Here is a 19544-nt window from a genome sequence, read left to right as displayed (position 1 = left end):
CGCACAACAGGCGCGGGCGTTGTAGCCCGCGCCGGGGAACGAAGGGACGCAAGCCGGTGACCTGGCTGGAGGACCGCGCGGTGGCAGTGATCACCGGCGCGGCAGTGGGGGACGCGCTCGGCGGCGCGACCGAGGGGTGGACGCCCGAGCAGATCGAGGAGCGGCACGGCGGCCGGGTGACCGGCATCGTTCCGCCCTGGTACCCGAACTGGCGGGACGCGCGCCCGATCGCGCCGTATCACAAGGGCGACGGGCACATCACCGACGACACGTTGATGACCAGAGCGATCGTGGAGGTGTATGCGAAGCGCCGCGCGCACCTCGACGCGTACTCGATGGCGGAGGACCTGGTGCCGCTGATGATCGGCGAACCGCGCTGGGTGCCGGAGCTGGAGTCGACGGCGCTGCTGCTGCAGCGGGTGTTCCTCGCCGAGAAGTGGATCGTCGCGAAGCTGCACTACGGGCACGTGGACCCGCGTGAAGCCGGCGTCGGCAACATCGTGAACTGCGGCGCGGCTATGTACATCGCGCCGGTCGGCGTGGTCAACCCGGGCGATCCGCGGGCGGCGTATGCGGAGGCGATCGACCTGACCGCGCCGCATCAGTCGAGCTACGGCCGGGAGGCGGCCGGGGTGCTGGCCGCGATGGTCGCCGCTTCGGTCGCGCCGGGGGCTGGGGTGGCCGACGTCGTGCGGGCCGGGCTCGATGTCGCGCACGACGGGACGTTGGCGGCGCTGCAGGCAGTTGTCGATGCCTTCCAGGGGTGGAACGCCGCGCCGAAGACCGATGACGAGGAGCGTGCGCTGGCGCGGAAGATCCGCGAGGTGGTCGCGCCGTTCGATTCCGTCGGGCCGGAGTACCGGCAGATGTCGATGGACGCGCGGCGGCCGTCGCGAACCAAGGCGATCGAGGAGTTGCCCGCCGCGCTGGGCTTCGTGCTGGGCCATCAGGGCGATTACCGGGGCGCGGTGCTGGCTTCGGTGAACTACGGCCGGGACGCGGACTCGATCGCGTCGATGGCGGGCGCGCTCTGCGCCGGGCTCGGCGGGGCGGCGAGCGTGCCGGACGAGTGGATCGATCCGATCGGCGAGGCCAGCAAGATGGACCTGCGCGAGACCGGGCGGCTGCTCGCGACCGCCGCCGCCGACATCGTCAAGGCCGACCGGGCGCGCACGCAGGCCCGGCTGGCCGCTCTCGACGCGCTGGACGCCGCATGAGGCTCACTTGGGCACAGCCCGAAGACCTGCTCGCGCACGAGTTCGTCCAGTCCGCTGTGGAGGGCAAGGACGTCACCTCGGTGCGGGAGCGCTGGATCGCCGCTGGCGGCGACCCGGTGCCCGCGGTGAGCGGGGCAGGACCGCGGCCGGCGCCCCCAGCGTTGCGGGCGCTGGCCCGGACGCTGCTGGACGAACTGGCCGCGCTCCCCGCCGCCCCGGCCCCCGGGGAACCCGACGACTGGGACGCGATCGCCGCGCTGCTTCCGTCCGCGCCGGTCCTCCCCCGGCCGGACGGCGACCGCACGCTCGGCGCGTGGACCGGCCGGGCGGCGGGATGCCTGCTCGGGAAGCCGGTGGAGAAGATCCCGCGCGAGGGCATCGAGGAGATCCTGCGCGCGACCGGACGCTGGCCGCTGGACCGGTGGTTCACCGCCGTCGGGCTGCCGGACGAGGTCGCCGCGCGCTGGCCGTGGAACCGGCGGTCGGCCCCGACTTCCCTGGAGGAGAACATCTCCGGGATGCCGGAGGACGACGACCTCAACTACCCGATCCTCGCGCTCACCCTGCTGGAACGGCACGGCCGCGAGTTCACCACCGACGACGTCGCGCAGCTCTGGCTGGAGCAGCTGCCGGCCGGCCGGGTGTTCACGGCGGAGCGTGCCGCGTACCGGAACCTCCTGGACGCGCGGCCGGTGCCGGAGACCGCGACGCACCTCAACCCGTTCCGCGAGTGGATCGGCGCGCTGATCCGGACCGACGTTTTCGGCTGGGTCTCCCCCGGTGACGTCCGCGAGGCGGCGCGGCTGGCGTGGGTCGACGCGCGGCTCAGCCACACCCGCAACGGCATCTACGGCGCGATGTGGGCGGCGGCGCTCGCGTCGGCGGCGATGGTGTGCGACTCCGTCCACGGTGTCCTCGACGCGGCGGAAACCGTTCTGCCGCCTTCGAGTCGGCTTGCTTCGGCGGTGCAGTTCGGGCGGGAAGCCGCTGCTTACGACGACGGGCTGGACCGGCTGCATGCCCGGTACGGCGACCTGCATTGGGTGCACGTGCTCAACAACGCGGCGGTGATCGCGTACGCGCTGACTCGCGGCGACGGCGACTTCGGGCAGAGCGTTTCGCTCGCCGTCACGGCTGGCTGGGACACGGACTCCGCGGCTGCGACGGTCGGCGGGGTCGTTGGTGCGCTCGCGGGGGTGGACGGGATCGGCGAGCAGTGGACGAAGCCGCTCGACAACCGGATCGCGACGTCCTTGCCCGGCGGTGAGCAACGGATCACCGACCTCGCCGCCCGGACCGCCGGGGTGGCGCGATGAGCGGGCGGGTCGCCGTCGTCGGTTCGGCGAACGTCGATCTGGTGGTCGACGTTCCTCGGCAGCCCGGTGGGGGCGAGACCGTGTTGGGCGGCGACCTTCGGCGCAGTCCGGGTGGCAAGGGAGCTAACCAGGCCGTCGCCGCAGCGCTCGCGGGCGGCGCGGAGACGACCTTTCTCGGCGCGTTTGGCTCGGACGACGGTGCGGAATTTCTGTTGGCATCGTTGACTAAGGCCGGGGTGCATACCGATCTGGTGTCGCGTGTGGACAGTGCGACCGGGACCGCGTTCATCATGGTGTCTCCGGACGGCGAGAACTCCATTGTGGTCGCGCCCGGGGCCAACTCGCGGCTCCAGCTCGCCGAAGCGCAACTGGAACGGATCGCCGAGGCGGACGTCGTGCTGGCGCAGCTGGAGGTTCCGCTGTCGACCGTGCAGGCCGCCGCGGACGCCCGCCGGTCCGGCGCGGATGGTGCTCAACGCCGCGCCGTCCCGTCCGCTGCCCGACCTCGACCTCGACGTGCTCGTCGTCAACGAGCACGAAGCCGCCGACCTGGCCGGGACGTCGGGCACGCCGGAGGAGCTGGCCCGGATCCTGCAGCGGCGCGCACCCGCCGTGGTGATCACGCTCGGCGCGGCCGGGTGCGTCGTCGCCGAGCAGGAAACCGTGCACCTGCCCGGTTTCCGAGTGTCCGCAGTGGACACCACCGGAGCCGGAGACACGTTCTGCGGCGTCCTCGCGGCAGCACTCGCCGAGGACCGTCCGCTCCGCGAAGCCGCCGAACTCGCCGGAGCCGCTGCCGCGCTCGCCGTCACCCGGCCCGGCGCGCAATCCGCCGTGCCCACCGCCGCAGAGGTCGCCGCACTCGCGACCGGAGGAAGCCCCCGATGACCTACGTGTTCGACCCGCTCGTCCCGCGTCCGATCGACCAGCCGACCGAGGTCCCGCTCGGCGCGCCGCTCTCCCCCGAGCAGCTCGCCGCGCTGGACGAGGCCAAGATCTTCGTCGGCCCGGCGAACCCCGCCGACCGCGCGGAGTGGCGGGCCCGGCTGGCGCAATGGCGCGCCGACGCGCACCAGCGGCACAGCTACCACGGTCGCGCCTACGAGCGGCCGGAAGCCGAGTGGGCCGCCGGATGCCACACCGTCGCGCAGGTCTGGCTGTGGGACGAGCTGCTGTATTCGTTCGAGGAGCACCGGTTCACGCCGGAGCGGTTCCTCGCCGACGCGCACCAGCGGTTCGGCGGCCTCGACGCCGTCGTGCTGTGGCACGCGTACCCGGTGATCGGCCTCGACGACCGCAACCAGTGGGACTTCTACCGCGACGTGCCCGGTCTCGGTGCTCTCGTCGACACGTTCCATTCGGCGGGCGTGCGGGTGTTCGTGGACTACAACCCGTGGGACGTCGGCACCCGCCGGGGCGATGACGACGCGACGGAATTGTCCGCGGTGCTGGCTGATTTCGGCGCGGACGGCGTCTTCCTGGACACGCTGAAGAAGGCCGACCCGGCGTTGGTCGAGCAGCTCGAACGGGCGCGGCCGGGGGTCGTGCTGGAGGGCGAATCTAAGCTGCCGGTGGAGCGGATCGAGGACCATTCGGCGTCGTGGGCGCAGTTCTTCGCCGACTCGCCGGTGCCGGGAGTGCTGCGTTCGCACTGGTACGAGCGGCGGCACATGCAGCACCACGTCCGCCGGTGGCACCGCGACCACACCGAGGAACTGCAGTCGGCGTGGCTGAACGGCGTCGGCGTGATGGTGTGGGAAGTCGTGTTCGGCGTATGGGTCGGCTGGTCGCAGCGCGACGCGGCAACGGTGCGGCGGATGGTGACGGTGCAGCGCGCGGCCGGTGACCTGCTGCGCTCGGGCGAGTGGACGCCGTTGGCCCCGCTCACGCCGGAAGCGGAGGCGGCCGGGGTTTACGCCTCGCGCTGGGAACTCGGCGACTGGACACTGTGGACAGTCGTCAACCGCGGGTCCGAGGACTACGCCGGTCCGGTCGTCGACGGGCCGGTGCTCGACCTCTTCGCCGACGGGCGCGTGCCCGCACACGGGATCTCGGCGTTGCTGCAGGTCGCGGACGGTGCGCCGGAGCCGTCGTGGCTGTCGAGGGTGGCGACTCTCCCCCACGATCCCGACGCCCGCTTCCCGCACCGCCTCGCGACCCGCCAGCAGCCTGGGTCGAAGTCCGTGAAGGGAACCCTGAGGGAATCAGAGTCCCTCAGGGTTCCCCTCACGGACGTTGTCGAGCTGCCTGCTGGGCCGTATGTGCTGACGGTCCGGTATCGGGGTCGCGAGACCGGGATGTACCAGGGCGCGCCCTATGTGGACGAGTGGAAGCCGTTGCCGCCACGGCTGCACGACGCCCGGACGCTGCAGCGGGACGGTTCGCTGGCGTCGCCGGTCGCGGTCGCGGCCACCGAGGTGACGAACGGCCAGTTCGCGGAATTCCTTGCCGCCACGGGGTATCAGCCGGTCGAACCGCATCGGTTCCTCGCGCACTGGGCCGATGGCCGGGCCGACGACGAACCGGTGACCTTTGTGGACCTCGACGACGCCCGCGCGTACTGCGCGTGGCGCGGCGGCCGGTTACCGACCGAGAACGAATGGCAGCTCGCCGGCGAGACCGGCGGCCTGCGGCGCGGCACGCCCGCGGTGTGGAACTGGACCGAAAGCGAACACTCCGACGGGAGGACCCGGTTCGTGATGCTCAAGGGCGGCAGCGACTATCGCGCCGAAGGTTCCGAATGGTACGTCGAGGGCGGCCGGCAGGCACCGGATTACAGCGTGAAGCTGCTGCTGCCCGGGCTCGGGCTGGCGCGCGGCGCGACCGTCGGGTTCCGCTGCGCGTGGGACGTGACGCGATGACCGTGTCGAGGGAAGCGTCCGCCGGGGCGCTGGCCGGGCTGCGGGTCGTGGACGCGTCGACGTTGTTCGCCGGGCCGATGGCCGCGATGCACCTCGGCGACATGGGCGCCGAGGTGATCAAGGTCGAGCACCCGTCGCGGCCGGACCCGTCGCGGACGCACGGCGTGGCCAAGGGCGACGTCAACCTGTGGTGGAAGACGTTGGGGCGCAACAAGCGCACCGTCACCGCGAACCTGAGCAGCGCCGGCGGACGCGAGGTGTTCCTGGCGCTCGCCGAGTCCGCGGACGTGGTGATCGAGAACTTCCGGCCGGGCACGCTCGAACGCTGGGGCCTGAGCTACGAAGAACTGTCCGAGAAGAACCCGGGGCTGGTCCTCGCGCGCGTGACCGGATTCGGCCAGAGCGGACCGTACTCCGCGCGGCCCGGCTTCGGCACGCTCGCCGAGGCGATGAGCGGCTTCGCAGCCGCGACCGGCGAACCGGACGGACCGCCGACGCTGCCGCCGTTCGGGCTCGCCGACGGAGTGGCGTCGCTGGCCACCGCGTACGCGATCATGGTCGCGCTCACCGGACGCACCGCCACCGGACGCGGCCAAGTCGTGGACGTCGCGATCATCGAACCGATTCTCGCCATGCTCGGGCCGCAGATCACGCGATGGGACCAGCTCGGCACGGTCCAGCCGCGCACCGGCAACCGGTCCACGAACAACGCGCCGCGCAACACCTACCGCACGCGCGACGGGCAGTGGGTGGCGGTGTCGACGTCCGCGCAGTCCATCGCCGAACGCGTGGTGCGACTGGTCGGACGGCCGGAACTGGCCGACGAGCCGTGGTTCGCGACCGGCGCGGACCGGGCGGCGCACGCGGACGAACTGGACGAGGCCGTCGGCGGCTGGATCGCCCGGCACACGCGCGACGAGGTCGTCGCCGCTTTCGAGGAGGCGCAGGCCGCGGTCGCGCCGATCTACGACGCGGCCGACATCGTGGCCGACCCGCAGTTCCGCGCACTAGGCACGATCCACGAGATCGAGGACCCGGAACTCGGCACGACCTTGATGCAGGGGCCGCTGTTCCGCTTGTCGGACAACGACGGCGTCATCGGCTTCACCGGACGGCCGCACGGCGCGGACACCGACGACGTGCTCGGCGCGCTGGGCTTCACCCCGGCACGGATCGCCGAGCTGCGCGCGGAGGGAGCGGTATGACACCCGCGCTGACCCTGCTCTACGTCCCGGCGGACCGGCCCGATCGCGTGGCCAAGGCACTGGTGTCGGACGCCGACGTCGTGCTGGTCGACCTGGAAGACGCCGTCGCACCCGCGCAGAAGGATGCCGCGCGCGACAACGCGATCCGGCTGCTGGCCGACGTGCCCGAGTCGCGTCCGGTACAGGTTCGGATCAACCACCCGGACACCCCGTGGCACGCCGCGGACCTGGCCGCCGTCGCCGCGCTCCCTCCGTGGGTGGGCGCGCGGCTGCCGAAGGTCGAGGGATCGCACGACATCCGGTCGCACGCCGATGCCTTGCCCGGACGGGAACTGCACCCGCTGATCGAGTCGGCACTCGGGGTGGAACGGGCGCTGGAGATCGCGCTCGCTTCGCCGCAGACGGCGTCCCTCGGGCTCGGCGAGGCGGACTTGCGGTCCGACCTGCGGCTCGCCGACGAAGCCGGGCTCACCTGGGCGCGCAGCCGGATCGTGAACGCCGCCCGCGCCGCCCGGCTGCCGCCGCCGGCGATGTCGGTGTACGCGAACGTCCGCGACCTCGACGGACTGGCGGACAGCTGCCGGGCCGGGCGCGCACTCGGGTTCCGCGGCCGGACGGCGATCCATCCGGTGCAGCTGCCGACGATCCGCGCGGCCTTCCTGCCGACGCCGGACGAGGTCGCCCGCGCCAGGGAAGTACTGTCCCGAATGGACGGTGCCACCGCGGCGGGTGTGGGCGCGATCGCACTCGCCGACGGGACCTTCCTGGACGTCGCGATGCGGGACCAAGCCCTGGCGGTGCTGGCGCTCGTCGCCGACTAGACCTTTTCCGAGGAAACCAGCCGCAGCAGCGGATCGAACCGGACCGGACCCTCGTCGGTCAGCCGCACCGGCCCAGCGACCGGCTGATACCCGGTCACGACGACGGTGTACTCGCCGGGGAACAGGTCGTCGACGGCGTAGCGGCCCGCCTCGTCGGTGACCGTCACCCGCTGGACCTGGCCGTCGGCGTCCAGCACCGCGACCTGCGCTCCCGGGAACGGCCCGCGGATCGCGTGCACCGTCCCGGTGAGCCGGACCGACCGCGCCAGCTCGACGTCCTCGCGCACCGGCTCGGCGCCCACCTGCACGTGCCGGGCCACCGGTTCCCGGCCGCCCGCCTGGACCAGCAGCAGATACGTGCCTGCCGGAGCGTCGAGGGCGAAGGTGTTGCCCGCGCCAGTGGTCGTGCGGCGTACTTCGTGGGTCTCCAACGACGTCAAGCTCACCGACGCGGTTTCAGCCGGAGCGAGACCGCGCACTTCCCCGGAGACCGCCGCCTCCGGAGGGGCGGGCCGCTTCCGGATCCGGGAGAGCAGCACGTCCACGACCCCGAACAGCAGGGCGAGGACGACCAGCGCCGTCGAGCCGATCAGCCCGAGCGCGGTCGCGGAGTGGTAATCCCCGTGCGAACGCCCGAGTTCGCCGAAGAACAGCGACCCGCCGAGCGCGGTGCCGACCGCCGAACCGATCCGCTGGCCGGTCTGCAGGACGCCGGCCGCGGTGCCGCCCTCGGCGGGCGGAACCTCTTCCAGCGCGAGCGTCGAGTTCGGCGAAATCACCAGCCCGCTGCCGAAACCGCCGACGAACAACGGCCCGGCCAGCACGAACGCGGTGTTCGCGCCGGAATAGTCGCGAACCAGCCAGGCCGTCGCAGCGAGCCCGATCGCCACCAGCAGCGTGCCGAGCACGACCATCGGCCGGCCGAACCGGTGCACCAGCCGCCCGCCGATCGTCGGCGAAATCGCCGACCCGATCGCGAACGCGAGCATCGCCGCGCCCGCCTGCAGCGCCGTGTAGCCGAGCCCCTGCTGGAAGAACAGCGTCAGCACCAGGAAAATCCCGGTGAACCCGGCGAAATAGACCATCCCGAGCGCGGAACCCATCGAATAGCTGCGGACGGTCAGCAGCTTCAGGTTCACCAGCGGCTGCTTGCCGCGGTTGCCGAGCCAGCGCTCCCACAGCACGAACAACACCAGCAGCCCGGCCGCGACGCCCATCAGCCACCAGCGCGGCGCGGCGGCCTGTTCCTCTTCCTCGATCAGCGGCAGCATCACCAGCACGACGGCCACGCCGAGCAGCACAGAACCGAGCAGGTCCGGCGTCCGCTTCCGGCCGCTGCGCGCGTCCTTCGGCAGCAGCCGCAGCCCGAACAGGATCGCGAGAATCCCGATCGGCAGGTTGACGTAGAACACCCAGCGCCAGCCCTGATCCACGCCGATGCCCTGGATCAGCAGCCCGCCCAGCACCGGCCCGACCGCAGTGGACAACCCGACCGTCGCCCCGAACGCGCCGAACGCCTTGCCGCGCTCGCGCCCGGAGAACAGCTGCTGCATCAGCCCGATGATCTGCGGGTTCAGCAGCCCGCCCGCGACGCCCTGCCCCAGCCGCGCGACGACCAGCCAGGTCGCGTTCGGGGCCGCGCCGCACAGCACGCTGGTCGCCACGAACAACGCCAGCCCGAGCAGGAACATCCGGCGCCGCCCGTAGTCGTCGCCGAGCCGCCCCGAGGGCACCAGCGCGAGACCGAACGTGAGCGCGTAGCCGGACACGACCCACGAAACGTCCGCGGGCGTCGCGCCGATCCCGTGCTCCATCGAAGGCAGCGCGACATTGACGATGCTGACGTCCAGCAGCGTCATGAACCCCGCGATGAGGCACACCCAGAGGGCCCGCCAGCGCTGGGGATCGGGCTCGGGCGGAGGAGAAGCGTGCACGAAACGTCCTGATTCGAGACCGGTAAGATAATGACTGGTGTTACAATACTCGCCCATGCCAGCGGAGCGGGACCACGTCGACGGAGTAATGGCGCAGATCACCGGCGTGCGCGCGGAAGACCGCGTCAGCAAAGCGCTGAGCTTCCGGCTGCTCCGCGCCGCCCGCCTGCTGGAAACCGAACTGCGCCGCGAGTTCGACGCCTTCGGGGTCGGCCTGTGGGAGGTCGAGTTGCTGGGCGCGCTCAAACGAGCGGGCCCGCCGTACCGCCTCTCGGCCGGGCAGCTGCTGGAGAGCATGCGCCTGACGTCCGGCGGAGTCACCAAACGCGTCGCGGGATTAGAGCGCAAAGGCTGGGTCCGCCGCGACATCGCCCCGGACGACCGCCGCCAGATCCTGGTCAGCCTCACCGACGAGGGCTTGGCCCGGGCACAGGAGGTGTTCGGGATGAAGACGCAGACGGAGGCCCGGCTGCTGGGCGTTCTGTCGCACGCGGAACAGGACCGGATGAACGACGATCTGCGGGAACTGCTGCTGGATTGGGAAGGACCGGACGCCCGCGCTTGACCCCGCGCGCAGACCCGCCGCAAGTCGAAAGGACAAGCATGTTCGCTCGCGTGATCACCGCTCAGGCTGGTGCCGAGGGGTTCGACGGCACCGTCCGTCTTGCCAAGCAGCAGCTTCCGAGCGCCCGCGAACAGCCGGGGTTCCAGGGCTATTACCTGCTCACTGATGCCGAAACCGGCAAGGTCGTGATCATCTCGCTGTGGGACACCCGCGAGCAGATGGAAGCGGTCGCCGGGCCGTCGGGGATCCGGGACGAGGGCATCTCGGCGACGGGACTCACCCAGCTGCACTTGGAAACCTACGAAGTCGCGATGGATGCCCAGTCGTAGCTGCTTCGGCTCGGTGCGCGCGGCGACCGCCGTGTGCACATGGTCGCCGCACAATTCGTGCAGACCCGCTGAGCCCGCCCCCGGACAGACCCACGCCGTCCGCCTGGTCTGCGCCGATGCCGCAGCATGACTGCGAATCACTAGAACACTCTGCTCAGCGCAGTCCGGCAGGCAGCGTCCCGATGGCAGGATCAGCCGACCGCGTTCCAACGGACCGCACTCAGCGTCCAGCCCGCTCCCGACTGGCATCCGGTTCCACGGCGGAACCAGCCAGCCACCCTCAATCCCCCGCGAACTCCCAGCAAGTCGCGCCGTGCGGCTCCTCCGTCGCGACCCCCACCGCCCGCCGCAAGGTGAGGCGGTACAGGTGCCACGGCGGCGGACCCGCGCTCGGAGCGCTGAACGGCGCCGTCAACGCGTCCCCCTCCGCGGTCGCCGGCCAGCCGCCGGAGCGGTAGACCTCGGCGAGCCGTGCCACGACGTCGAGGTCGGTGACTCGGTGGGCGTCGCCCTCCAGCACTAGGTCGATACCGCGCAGCCGCACCGAAATGCTGCACGCCGGGTTCGCCGCGAGGTTCCGCGAGCGGCGGGTGCCCGGTCCGCCGACGAAGTACAGGACGTCGTCGACCCAGACCGCGCCCACTCCTGCCGAGTGCGGACGTCCGTCGGGGCGGACGGTCGCCACGAAGAACGTCAGGTCGGCGGCCGGGGTGTCGGCGGTCAGAACATCGCGGGCGCGGCTCCACGGCAGCGGGCCGTTTCCGTAGCGGTCGAGGTTGCGGGTTGAGGTGGGTTCGTAGTCAGTCATACCTCTGCGTCGAATGGGGCTCCTTCGGATCGACATGCCTCCCCCAAAAAGTTCAGGGAGCAATGCCAGGGATTTGAACTGCGTGGCCCCACGCCCGCTGGACCATCCACAAAGGACACTAGGGCCACCGAATTGCCCGATTGATGCCCGCCTGACTGTTCCTGTGACGCACCCAATGCCACATTGGGTGCGTCACATGCACCCAATGCCACATTGGGGCGCTAGCCCTCCCCGGCAAGCCGCCGAGCCGCCGCAGTCCCGCGACCTGCGCAGGCGAGCCTCAACCGCACCCGCCGCGCCGCCTCAAGTCCCTGGCATAACGGTCAGGCAGAGTCGGGGGTGTAGCGGAAACCGTCGCCGTCCCGGCTGATCCGGCCGACCGGGAAATGTGCCGGAAGCAGCAGCGCCTCCCGTTCGACGGCCAGTTCGCACAGGGTTCGCCGGGATTCCGCGGCGGCGGCTGGGTCCGCGTCGCCGCCCTGGGGCAGGGTCAGGTTCGCGAACTGGAACGGGTGGTGCAGCACGTCCCCGCTGACCAGCGCGTGCTGGCCGCCTCCGCTGAGTTCGGCGATCAGGTGTGCTGCGGTGTGGCCGGGCAGGGCACGCAGGGTGATGCCGTCCGCTACCTCGTACGGGAGGTCGATCAGTTCGACCAGGCCCGCTTCGACGACCGGGAGCACGCTGTCCTCGAACGTCCGGGCCAGGTCTCCCGCCACGCCGCCGTCCGGTGCCGACGCGTGCACCTTTTGCAGCCAGTCGTATTCCTCGCTCGGGATCAGGTACCGGGCGCGCGGGAACGTGGGATCCCAGGAACCGTCGACCAGCTGGGTGAAGCCGCCGCAGTGGTCGGGGTGCAGGTGGGTCGCCACGACGACGTCGACGTCCTCCGGCACGACGCCCGCCGCAGCCAAGCGGTCCAGGTACGGGGCGTCGAACTGGTGGTGGGCCAGCAGGACCGGGCGTTCCTTGGCGTTGCCGTTCCCGGCGTCGAGGAGCACGGTCTGGCCGGGGGTGCGCACCAGGTACGTGGTGATCGACAAATCCAGGTCGCCGCGGTGCTCGCCCAGGTGTTCCTGAGTGACCGCGGGGAACAGATCGGCCGGGGCGAAGCGCCAGTGGTCCAGTTCGGCCACCGGGTCGATGCGCAGCGGTCCGAGGGTGATGGTCATCGGGGCGGGATCTCCTGTCGTCCAGGGAACGGAAGGGTAGTCATCGGGGCACCGCGGCCATCGCCTCGATTTCCACGGCCAGCTCCGGTTTCGCGAGTGCCGACACGACAATCAGGGACTGCGTCGGCCAATCGCTCTCCGGGAACCACCGGCTGAACACGTCGCCGGTGGCCGCGCGGAAACCAGGGAGATGCTCGGTGCCGGCGACCATGCTGAACACCTTCACCAGATGCTCCGGCCCGGCGCCCGCCGCCGCGAGCACGCGTTCGATGTTCGCCAGCACCTCGCGCGTCTGGGCTTCCGCGTCCGGTCCGGCCAGCGTGCCGTCCGGCCGCGTGCCGATCTGCCCGGCCACCAGGACCAGTTCGTGCCCGGCGGGAATCTGCGCGAGGTGGCTGTAGCGGCCGACCGGCGCCGCGACCGTCCCGGGATTCCAGCGGTTGCTCATCGGGTGTTCCCCTCCCTCGGTTCGTGGTGCGACCAGTTGATCACGAGGCACCGACAAAAACTCGCCGGCGGGGTCAGCCGACGGTCACCACCAGCTTGCCGAACTGGTCCCCGGACGCGAGTTCGGCCAGCGCGCGCGGGCCGTCCGAGAGGTCGTAGACGTGGTGCACGACGGGCTGAACACGGTGCTCCGCGACCAGTTCGACCATCCGCGAGAACTCCCGCGCGCTGCCCATCGAAGTGCCCAGCAGGCTGATCTGCCGGAAGAACAGATTGCGCAGCGACAACTCGACGTCCGGGCCGGTGGTCGCGCCGAGCGTCACCATCCGGCCGCCCGAACGCAGCACGGAAAGACAGGCGTCGAAGGTCGCCGAGCCGATGCTGTCCACGACCAGGTCCACCGGCGCGCCGAGGTCGGCGGCCCAGTCGCCGCTGCTGCCGATCGCGCGGTCCGCGCCCAATTCCCGGGCGCGGGCAAGCTTTTCGGCGCTGCGCGAGGTGACGCTGACGGTCGCGCCCACCGCCTTCGCCATCGCGAGGGCGAACGTCGCGACTCCGCTCCCGATGCCGGGCAGCAGCACGTGTTCCCCGGCGACCAGCCCGCCGCGGGTGAACAGCGCCCGGTACGCGGTGAGCGCGGCCAGCGGCAGCGCGGCGGCTTCGGTCCAGTTCAGGTGCTCGGGTTTCGGCACGACATTGGCGGCCGGGACGACGACGTACTCGGCCAGCGTGCCGTTCGTCGGCACGCCGAGGATGGCGGGGACTTCCGGCACCGCGTCCGGCTCGGCCCAGTCGAGGGACGGGTTGATGACGACCTCAGTGCCGACTTCGGCAGAGCCCGACACGACGACTCCGGCGCCGTCCGAGCCCAGCACGGTCGCCGGTGCGGCCGGGTCGCGACTGTCCACGATGAACAGGTCCCGGTGGTTCAGCCCGGCCGCCTTCAACCGGACCAGCACTTCGCCCGGTCCGGGTCGCGGCACCGGGACCTCGGCGAGCCGCACTCCGCCGAGTCCCGCCGTGCCTTCGTGGACCACTGCCCGCATCAGGTTTGTTGTCACGTCTACAAACCTAACAGCCGCACCCAGCGGTCGCCCGCCCGGACCCAGCGTTCACCATGCCGTTTCAGCACAGTTCGTTTCGGGCATTCCGCCGCGCATTCCCGGGCAATCTATGCGCGGCGCTGAAACTGTCGGAAATGCCTGACCGAAACCTGGGCGGACGTTTCCCGCCCCAGTCACAGGGAGCATTCCGTATGACTCTTCCCCGCCGGATCGCCGCCGCAGCACTCACCGGGGCGGCGTCGGTCGCCATCGCCGTTTCGGCGGCCGGTCCCGCCGCCGCTTCCGGCGACGGCCTGCTGTTCCCGACCGCGACCGGCTGCCAGGCGCACGGCAACAAGCTGGCGCAGCAGGGCAGAATCCACAACTTCTACTGCAGCAAGAACATCGAGGCGGGCACCGGCCACGTTTCCTGCGAACTGCACATCACCGGCTGATCCCGGGGACGGTCCGGGCGGGCGGCGCCGATTCACGCCAGCGGAATAGCGCGGAAAACCCCGTCCGGATCGTACCGGTGCTTGATATCGCGGAGCCGGGAAGTGTTTTGCCCGAAAGCGTCCGCCGCCTGTTCCGGGACATCCGTTCCCAGCAGATTCGCGTATCCGCCGGGCAGCGCGTGCGGGGCCAGCGCCGCCGACGTCGCGTCCGCCCACGCCCGGTCGTCGGTGCCCTCCCCCAGCCCGAGGATCTCGACCATCAGGTGGTCCTCCCGCAGCGGGAACGGCGTGTCCGCCGCGGCGACCCGGGCGGCCCGGCCGTGGAAGTGGTGGATCGACAGCCCGGACATCGGCGAGGTCCGGGTTTTGGCCTGCGCCGCCAGCACCTCGACGACGGCCGGGGTGAACGCCGCGAGCGACCGCGTGCGGATGGTCACCGACCGGCCGACCGGGAACATCGCGTCCCGGCCGGCGATCTCCGCCGCATACGACGGCACCGGCGCGATCTGCGAGGCGAGCGGCGTTCCGAGCCGGGCGAGGAAGCCGTCGGGGTCGGCCGGGCCGCACCACGTCGGCCAGACCAGCACGCACAGCGCACCGTCCGGCATGGCGAGCATTCCGGTCTGCACGGTGAGTTCGTCCGGCGCGGTCGCCTGGATTTCCGCTACCGCGGCGAAAACCCGGGCGGCGTCGGCGATCGGATACCAGACCGGGCCGGTCGTGATCGGCGGCGCCGCGTGCAACCGCACCCCCAGCGACGTCACCACGCCGAAGTTGCCGCCGCCGCCCCGCAGCGCCCACCACAGGTCCGGCAGCCGGGAAGCGTTGGCCAGCACCACTTCGCCGTCCGCGAGGACGATCTCGGCACCGAGCAGATTGTCCGCGGCGAGCCCGTATTTCCCGGCGAACGGGCCGTATCCGCCGCCGAGCGAGAGCCCCGCGAACCCGACCGAGCCGATCGTGCCTGCCGCGGCGGTCAGACCGTGCGGCTCAGCGGCGGCAAGCACGTCGTTGACCAGCGCACCACCGCCGACTACAGCGGCTCGCCGCCCGGCATCGACCACGACGCGGTTCAACGGCCGGAGATCGAGCGTGATCCCGTCGTCCGCCACCGCCCGCCCGGCCCAGTCGTGGCCGCCGCTGCGCACGGACAACGGCAGCCCCAGCTCACGCGCGGCCCGGACCGCGGCTTGGACGTCCGCCGTGCTCCGGCATTCCACCACCACGGCCGGACGCGCGACGGCGGCGGCGTTCCACACCGTCGCCGTGGATTCGTACTCAGGACCGGACGTGTGCACCTGCTCGGCAGGCAATCGAGCCCGCAAGGCACGGGCTGCATCCTCGGCAGTCATCTGCGGCTCCCCTTGCTCGTCGGGTTCGACTCTAGGGCCGGACCGGACGGAAAAGGCAGGTGCGAAAGCGCACTCAATGAGCGTTCCCGGTCCGCCTCGCGCATCGGACCTCAGTGCTGCACATACGCCGCCGACGCCTCGCCGAGCGCCTCCAGCGCCGCCCGGACCCCGCCGTGCGCCTCCTCGCCGGACCGGCACGCGGCGATGATCGTGCGGTTCAGCACCGGCCGGGTGGCCAGCATCCGGACCCCGTCCGGCACCGGGCCGCGGGCCAGCCGGGGCACGAGCGCGGCCCCGACGTTGCCCGCGACGAGCGCCAGCTGCGTCACGTAACTCCCGATGGTGCAACTGATCCGCGGCTCCAGATCCTGCGAACGCAGCACGTGCACGAGCCATTCGTAGCAGCCGGACCGGCCGGTCCAGCTGATCCACGACACGTCGTCCACCTCGCCGAGATCGACCGTGCGCCGGTGCGCGAGCCGGTGCCCGGCGGGCAGCGCCAGATCGGCGACGTCGGAGAACAGGGTGACCTGCGTGATCCCCGGCGGCACCACCGTCGGCCGGGCCGCCCAGCTTTCGTACACCGCCAGGTCGAGGTCGCCGGCGACCACCTTCGGCAGGGTCTGCTCGGCCTCGCCCTCGCCGAGCGTCACGTCCAGCCGCGGGTGCTGTTCGGTGAGCGTGGCCAGCGCGGGCGGCAGCAGGGCGTGCACGCACGTCGCGATCGCCCCGATCCGCAACGGCCCGAACACGTCCTCGCGCAGCCGTTCGAGATCGGTGCGCGCTTCGGACAGCTGTGTCAGCACGCGTTCGGCGTGGCCGACCAGCACCTGCCCGGCGCGCGTGAGCCGGACGGTCCGGCCGCGCGGCTCCAGCAGCGCCAACCCCGCTTCCCGCTCGAGTTTCGCCAGCTGCTGCGACACCCCGGACGGCGTGACGTGCAGCGCGGCCGCCGCGCGGGCGACCGATCCGTGCTGCGCGACCGCGTGCAGGGCGCGCATCCGATCCACACTGAACACGGTAGTGATGCTACCGGATTTTCCGCAGGAACATTCACTTGTCCTTGATAGTTAGCGCCCCCACCATAGAAGGCATGACCACCGAATCCGCCCCGTTGCCGATCGCCGGCCCGATCGCCGCGCTCACCGGCCGCGCCGACCCCCGGCTGCTGGCCGCCGCCGGCTGCCTGTGCGTCGCGCTGACCTCGGTGCTCATCAAGGTTTCCGGGGCCAGCGGGGCGACCAGCGCGTTCTGGCGCTGCGCCCTCGCGCTGCCGCTGCTCGCGGTGCTGGCGGTCAGCGAGGCGAGGCGGACCCGCGTGGGCTCGAAGATCCTGCTGCCGCTGCTGGCCGGGCTCGGCCTCGGGCTCGACTTCGTCCTGTGGGGCGAGGCGATCCCGCGCGTCGGGGCCGGCGTCGCGACCATGCTGCTGTCGGTGCAGGTGGTGATCGTGCCGCTGCTGGCGTTCGTCTTCCTGAAGGAACGGCCGGACCCGCGATTCAAGTTCGTCGCGCCGGCGCTGCTCGTCGGGATCGTGTTGGCAGGCGGCGTGTTCGGCTCGTCGATGACCGGCTCGGACCCGGTGCTGGGCATGGTTTTCGCGCTCGCCGCCGGGGCGGGCTACTCGGGATACCTGCTGCTGCTCCGGCTCAGCAGCAGCCCCGCGACGCAGGTTCGCTCGCTGTCGCTGGCCACCGTGTCGGCGGGCTTCGTGTCGGTCGTGCTCGGGCTGCCCTTCGGCCGCCTCGACCTGACGCCCAGCCTTCCGTCGCTCGGCTGGTTCGCCGCGCTGGCCATCGTCGGCCAGATCGTCGGATGGCTGCTGATCGCCGGTGCGCTGCCCCGGCTGGCGGCCTCGACCGGTGCGACGATGATGCTGCTGCAGCCGGTCGGCGCGGTCGCCTTCGGGTTCCTGCTGCTGAGCGAACGGCCGGGCGCGCTGCAGCTCGTCGGCTGCGTGATCGTGCTCGCCGCGGTGTGTTTCGCCGGTCGCGGCGCGGCGAAGAAGCGCGCGGTTCAGCCGTCGGCCAAGCTCAGCCCGACCGCGTCGAGCAAGCCGCGCGCCATGTCCCTGAACTCGTCGCGGCGGTGATCGACCAGGCCGTCCCCGCCGAGCAGGTCCGCGGCCAGCTCGTCGACCGGCCAGCGGACCAGCTTGCCGTGCCGCCCGAGCAGCAGCCCGACCTCGCGGATCCGGTACAGGTCGGCGACATCCAGCCAGGCGTACAGCAGAATCTGCCACAGCCAGCGCCCGGCCCGGTCCGGATCGCCGACGGTCAGCACGGTCTTCACGTCCAGCAGAGTCCCGGCGTCGATCCCCTCTTCCGGGTCGAGCCGGCCGAGCAGGAGGTCTCCGTCCGCCCAGCCGGGCACGATGGTCGGACCGGCGATCCCGAGCGGGTGTCCTTCGGGCGGCGCACCGGCGAGGCGGCGCAGCTCCCACAGCGCACCGTTGTCGTGTAAGCGTTTCGCGAGGGCGGCCAGTTCGGTGACCTGCGCGTCGGTGGGCAGCGCGCGCAGGTCGGCGATCGTGCCGCCGCCGTCGACGACCCGGGCGAGCCGCGGGTCGATCCGGCCGGAGCGGTAGATGTCCTCGCACGCCGACAGCACCCAGTTCGTCCGCGCCAGCCCGGCTTCCGCGCCCGGCCCGCCGAGCACGCCGGGCGGGGCGTGCTGCGCTTGGTAGCGGCGGGCGCGTTCCAGCAGTTCGCCCCACAGCTCCGGCGCGCCGGGGAGCGCGTCGCCGCCCGGCATTCCGTCGCCGAGGTCGAGCCAGGTCGCCGCCGCCGGGCGGATGCCGAGCGCCCGCGCCCGGTATTCCGCCGGGAGTTCGTCGTGGGTCGGGTACTCGGCGGCTTGCGCGTGCGCCCACGGCCCGTTGCCCCACTGCGCGCGGACGATCCCGAGCAGCGCGTAGTACGGCGGCGCGGGCTGGACGAGGTCGGCGATCCGCTGGCCGAACGCGCCGCCGATCTCGGCCCAGTGCGGGCGCGGCGGGCGGGCGAGCGCCGGCCGGATCGGGCGCACGCCGTTCGTCGCCTCCTCGATCCGGCGGGCGGCCGCGGCCGTGCCGGTGAAGACCCGCGCGCACCAGCGCGCGAGTTTCCCTCCCGGGTCGGCCAGTTCGGACGTCAACGACACCCGGTCAGTATCTCCCGGGACAGGAACGGCAGCAGGAGATCGAGAAACTCGCGCGGACGGTCCAGCGGGACCAGGTGCCCGCAGTCCGGCAGCACGTGCCCGGTCAGGTCGTCGGCGATCGGGCGGAGCTGCTGCTCCAGCGCGTCGCCCAGCGGGTTCGCGCCGATTGCCATGGTCGGCATGGTGAGCCTTTTCTCGGCCGCTTCGGTCAGCTGCCGGGCGCTTTCCGGCAACGCCCGGTAGTACTCGAAGGCGCAGCGAAGCGCCTCGGTGCCGGTGTACGCCTCGGCAAAGGCCGCGTGGATCTCCGCCGGAACACCGCGGCCGAGCGTGCCCTGGTCGAGGAACCAGCCGACGTACTCCGCCTCGTGTCCACTAAGGACAGTCTCGGCGAGCCCCGGCACCGCGTGGAAACCGAACCACCACGGTGGGCTGCCCGCCCGGAAACCCCAGGGCAGCCCCTCCATCAGCACGAGGCGGCGCACTCGCTCGGACTGCCGCAACGCCAGCAGCAGCGCACCCGCCACGGCCAGGTCGATCGCCACCACGTCGGCGGACGGCTCCCCCAGCGCGTCGAGCAGGGCCGCGACATCGGCGGCGACCATCCCCGCGTCGAACCCGCTCTCCGGACGGCTGCTCCCGCCCAGCCCGCGAAGGTCCGGCGCGAGCACCCGGTACCGCTCGGCGAGCGCCGGGACGACCTCGTGCCACAGCTGCCAGGTGTGCGGAAACCCGTGCAGCAGCACCAGAGCCGGACCGCTGCCCGCTTCCGCGACGTTCAGCCGGACCCCGTTCGCTTCGACCCGCATCCCGCCTCCTGTGGTTACCATTGGTTACCAGCACACGGTAGGTAACTCCAGCGATGCCGCCAAGACGGCACT

18 protein-coding genes and 1 pseudogene are annotated in these 19544 nt (G+C 71.8%); 10 read left to right on the top strand and 9 right to left on the bottom strand.

All coding sequences use genetic code 11. The features are described from left to right. The first annotated feature begins 56 nt into the window (after positions 1-56). From ACFSVL_RS24505 to ACFSVL_RS24480, 6 genes and pseudogenes are all read left to right on the top strand, one after another. On the top strand, positions 57-1217 hold the full coding sequence (locus ACFSVL_RS24505) for an ADP-ribosylglycohydrolase family protein (RefSeq protein WP_378307878.1): 1161 nt from the start codon (positions 57-59) through the stop codon (positions 1215-1217). Continuing rightward, on the top strand, positions 1214-2533 hold the full coding sequence (locus tag ACFSVL_RS24500; protein WP_378307877.1) for an ADP-ribosylglycohydrolase family protein: 1320 nt from the start codon (positions 1214-1216) through the stop codon (positions 2531-2533). Before ACFSVL_RS24505 ends, ACFSVL_RS24500 begins: the two co-directional genes overlap by 4 nt. After that, positions 2530-3421: pseudogene (locus tag ACFSVL_RS24495) on the top strand (ribokinase). The gene ACFSVL_RS24500 and the pseudogene ACFSVL_RS24495 overlap by 4 nt, the downstream one beginning before the upstream one ends. Beyond that, on the top strand, positions 3418-5394 hold the full coding sequence (locus ACFSVL_RS24490) for an SUMF1/EgtB/PvdO family nonheme iron enzyme (protein WP_378307876.1): 1977 nt from the start codon (positions 3418-3420) through the stop codon (positions 5392-5394). The pseudogene ACFSVL_RS24495 and the gene ACFSVL_RS24490 overlap by 4 nt, the downstream one beginning before the upstream one ends. Further along, complete coding sequence (locus ACFSVL_RS24485; RefSeq protein WP_378307875.1) at positions 5391-6599, top strand: CaiB/BaiF CoA transferase family protein; 1209 nt, start codon at positions 5391-5393, stop codon at positions 6597-6599. Before ACFSVL_RS24490 ends, ACFSVL_RS24485 begins: the two co-directional genes overlap by 4 nt. Beyond that, entirely contained in the window at positions 6596-7420 is an 825-nt protein-coding gene (locus ACFSVL_RS24480) for an HpcH/HpaI aldolase/citrate lyase family protein (protein WP_378307874.1), read from the top strand. The genes ACFSVL_RS24485 and ACFSVL_RS24480 overlap by 4 nt, the downstream gene beginning before the upstream one ends. Here the strand turns inward: ACFSVL_RS24480 and ACFSVL_RS24475 are convergent. Further along, positions 7417-9354 carry an MFS transporter gene (locus ACFSVL_RS24475; protein ID WP_378307873.1) on the bottom strand — a complete coding sequence of 646 codons (1938 nt, stop codon included), beginning with the start codon at positions 9352-9354 and terminating at the stop codon, positions 7417-7419. The two genes, ACFSVL_RS24480 and ACFSVL_RS24475, sit on opposite strands and share 4 nt — an antisense overlap. A gap of 55 nt (positions 9355-9409) precedes the next feature. Here ACFSVL_RS24475 and ACFSVL_RS24470 point away from each other — a divergent pair, with 55 nt between their 5' ends. Further along, positions 9410-9919, top strand: a complete 510-nt coding sequence (locus ACFSVL_RS24470; RefSeq protein WP_378307872.1) for a MarR family winged helix-turn-helix transcriptional regulator — start codon at positions 9410-9412, stop codon at positions 9917-9919. A 38-nt stretch (positions 9920-9957) separates the two neighbouring features. Then, positions 9958-10248 (top strand): antibiotic biosynthesis monooxygenase, encoded by a 291-nt coding sequence (locus ACFSVL_RS24465; protein ID WP_378307871.1) that lies wholly within the window; start codon positions 9958-9960, stop codon positions 10246-10248. A 280-nt stretch (positions 10249-10528) separates the two neighbouring features. On the opposite strand, the gene ACFSVL_RS24460 is transcribed toward ACFSVL_RS24465, so the two are convergent. From ACFSVL_RS24460 to ACFSVL_RS24445, 4 genes are all read right to left on the bottom strand, one after another. Then, positions 10529-11056, bottom strand: coding sequence for a pyridoxamine 5'-phosphate oxidase family protein (locus ACFSVL_RS24460; protein WP_378307870.1), 528 nt, complete (start codon positions 11054-11056; stop codon positions 10529-10531). A gap of 323 nt (positions 11057-11379) precedes the next feature. After that, complete coding sequence (locus tag ACFSVL_RS24455; RefSeq protein ID WP_378307869.1) at positions 11380-12225, bottom strand: MBL fold metallo-hydrolase; 846 nt, start codon at positions 12223-12225, stop codon at positions 11380-11382. A 40-nt stretch (positions 12226-12265) separates the two neighbouring features. Beyond that, complete coding sequence (locus ACFSVL_RS24450; RefSeq protein WP_378307868.1) at positions 12266-12673, bottom strand: RidA family protein; 408 nt, start codon at positions 12671-12673, stop codon at positions 12266-12268. A 73-nt stretch (positions 12674-12746) separates the two neighbouring features. Beyond that, positions 12747-13733 carry a zinc-binding dehydrogenase gene (locus ACFSVL_RS24445; RefSeq protein ID WP_378307867.1) on the bottom strand — a complete coding sequence of 329 codons (987 nt, stop codon included), beginning with the start codon at positions 13731-13733 and terminating at the stop codon, positions 12747-12749. 194 nt (positions 13734-13927) lie between these two features. Between ACFSVL_RS24445 and ACFSVL_RS24440 the strand changes: the two genes are divergently transcribed. After that, on the top strand, positions 13928-14170 hold the full coding sequence (locus ACFSVL_RS24440) for a hypothetical protein (protein WP_378307866.1): 243 nt from the start codon (positions 13928-13930) through the stop codon (positions 14168-14170). A gap of 32 nt (positions 14171-14202) precedes the next feature. On the opposite strand, the gene ACFSVL_RS24435 is transcribed toward ACFSVL_RS24440, so the two are convergent. Beyond that, the gene (locus tag ACFSVL_RS24435; protein WP_378307865.1) at positions 14203-15522 is read right to left on the bottom strand and encodes an FAD-binding oxidoreductase; all 1320 of its coding nucleotides are present in this window, start codon (positions 15520-15522) and stop codon (positions 14203-14205) included. A gap of 110 nt (positions 15523-15632) precedes the next feature. After that, the gene (locus ACFSVL_RS24430; RefSeq protein WP_378308019.1) at positions 15633-16523 is read right to left on the bottom strand and encodes a LysR substrate-binding domain-containing protein; all 891 of its coding nucleotides are present in this window, start codon (positions 16521-16523) and stop codon (positions 15633-15635) included. A 92-nt stretch (positions 16524-16615) separates the two neighbouring features. On the opposite strand from ACFSVL_RS24430, the gene ACFSVL_RS24425 reads away from it, so the two are divergent. Beyond that, on the top strand, positions 16616-17614 hold the full coding sequence (locus tag ACFSVL_RS24425) for a DMT family transporter (RefSeq protein ID WP_378307864.1): 999 nt from the start codon (positions 16616-16618) through the stop codon (positions 17612-17614). Here the strand turns inward: ACFSVL_RS24425 and ACFSVL_RS24420 are convergent. Both ACFSVL_RS24420 and ACFSVL_RS24415 read right to left on the bottom strand, forming a co-directional pair. Continuing rightward, positions 17539-18663 (bottom strand): hypothetical protein, encoded by a 1125-nt coding sequence (locus tag ACFSVL_RS24420; RefSeq protein WP_378307863.1) that lies wholly within the window; start codon positions 18661-18663, stop codon positions 17539-17541. The genes ACFSVL_RS24425 and ACFSVL_RS24420 overlap by 76 nt on opposite strands. Further along, positions 18654-19472, bottom strand: coding sequence for an alpha/beta fold hydrolase (locus ACFSVL_RS24415; protein ID WP_378307862.1), 819 nt, complete (start codon positions 19470-19472; stop codon positions 18654-18656). Before ACFSVL_RS24415 ends, ACFSVL_RS24420 begins: the two co-directional genes overlap by 10 nt. Between the last annotated feature and the right edge of the window lie 72 nt (positions 19473-19544).

The organism is Amycolatopsis silviterrae, assembly GCF_042684085.1.
GTDB lineage: Bacteria > Actinomycetota > Actinomycetes > Mycobacteriales > Pseudonocardiaceae > Amycolatopsis > Amycolatopsis silviterrae.
Note: the sequence above shows the minus strand (reverse complement) of the source record. Positions and strands in the feature narration are given on the sequence as shown.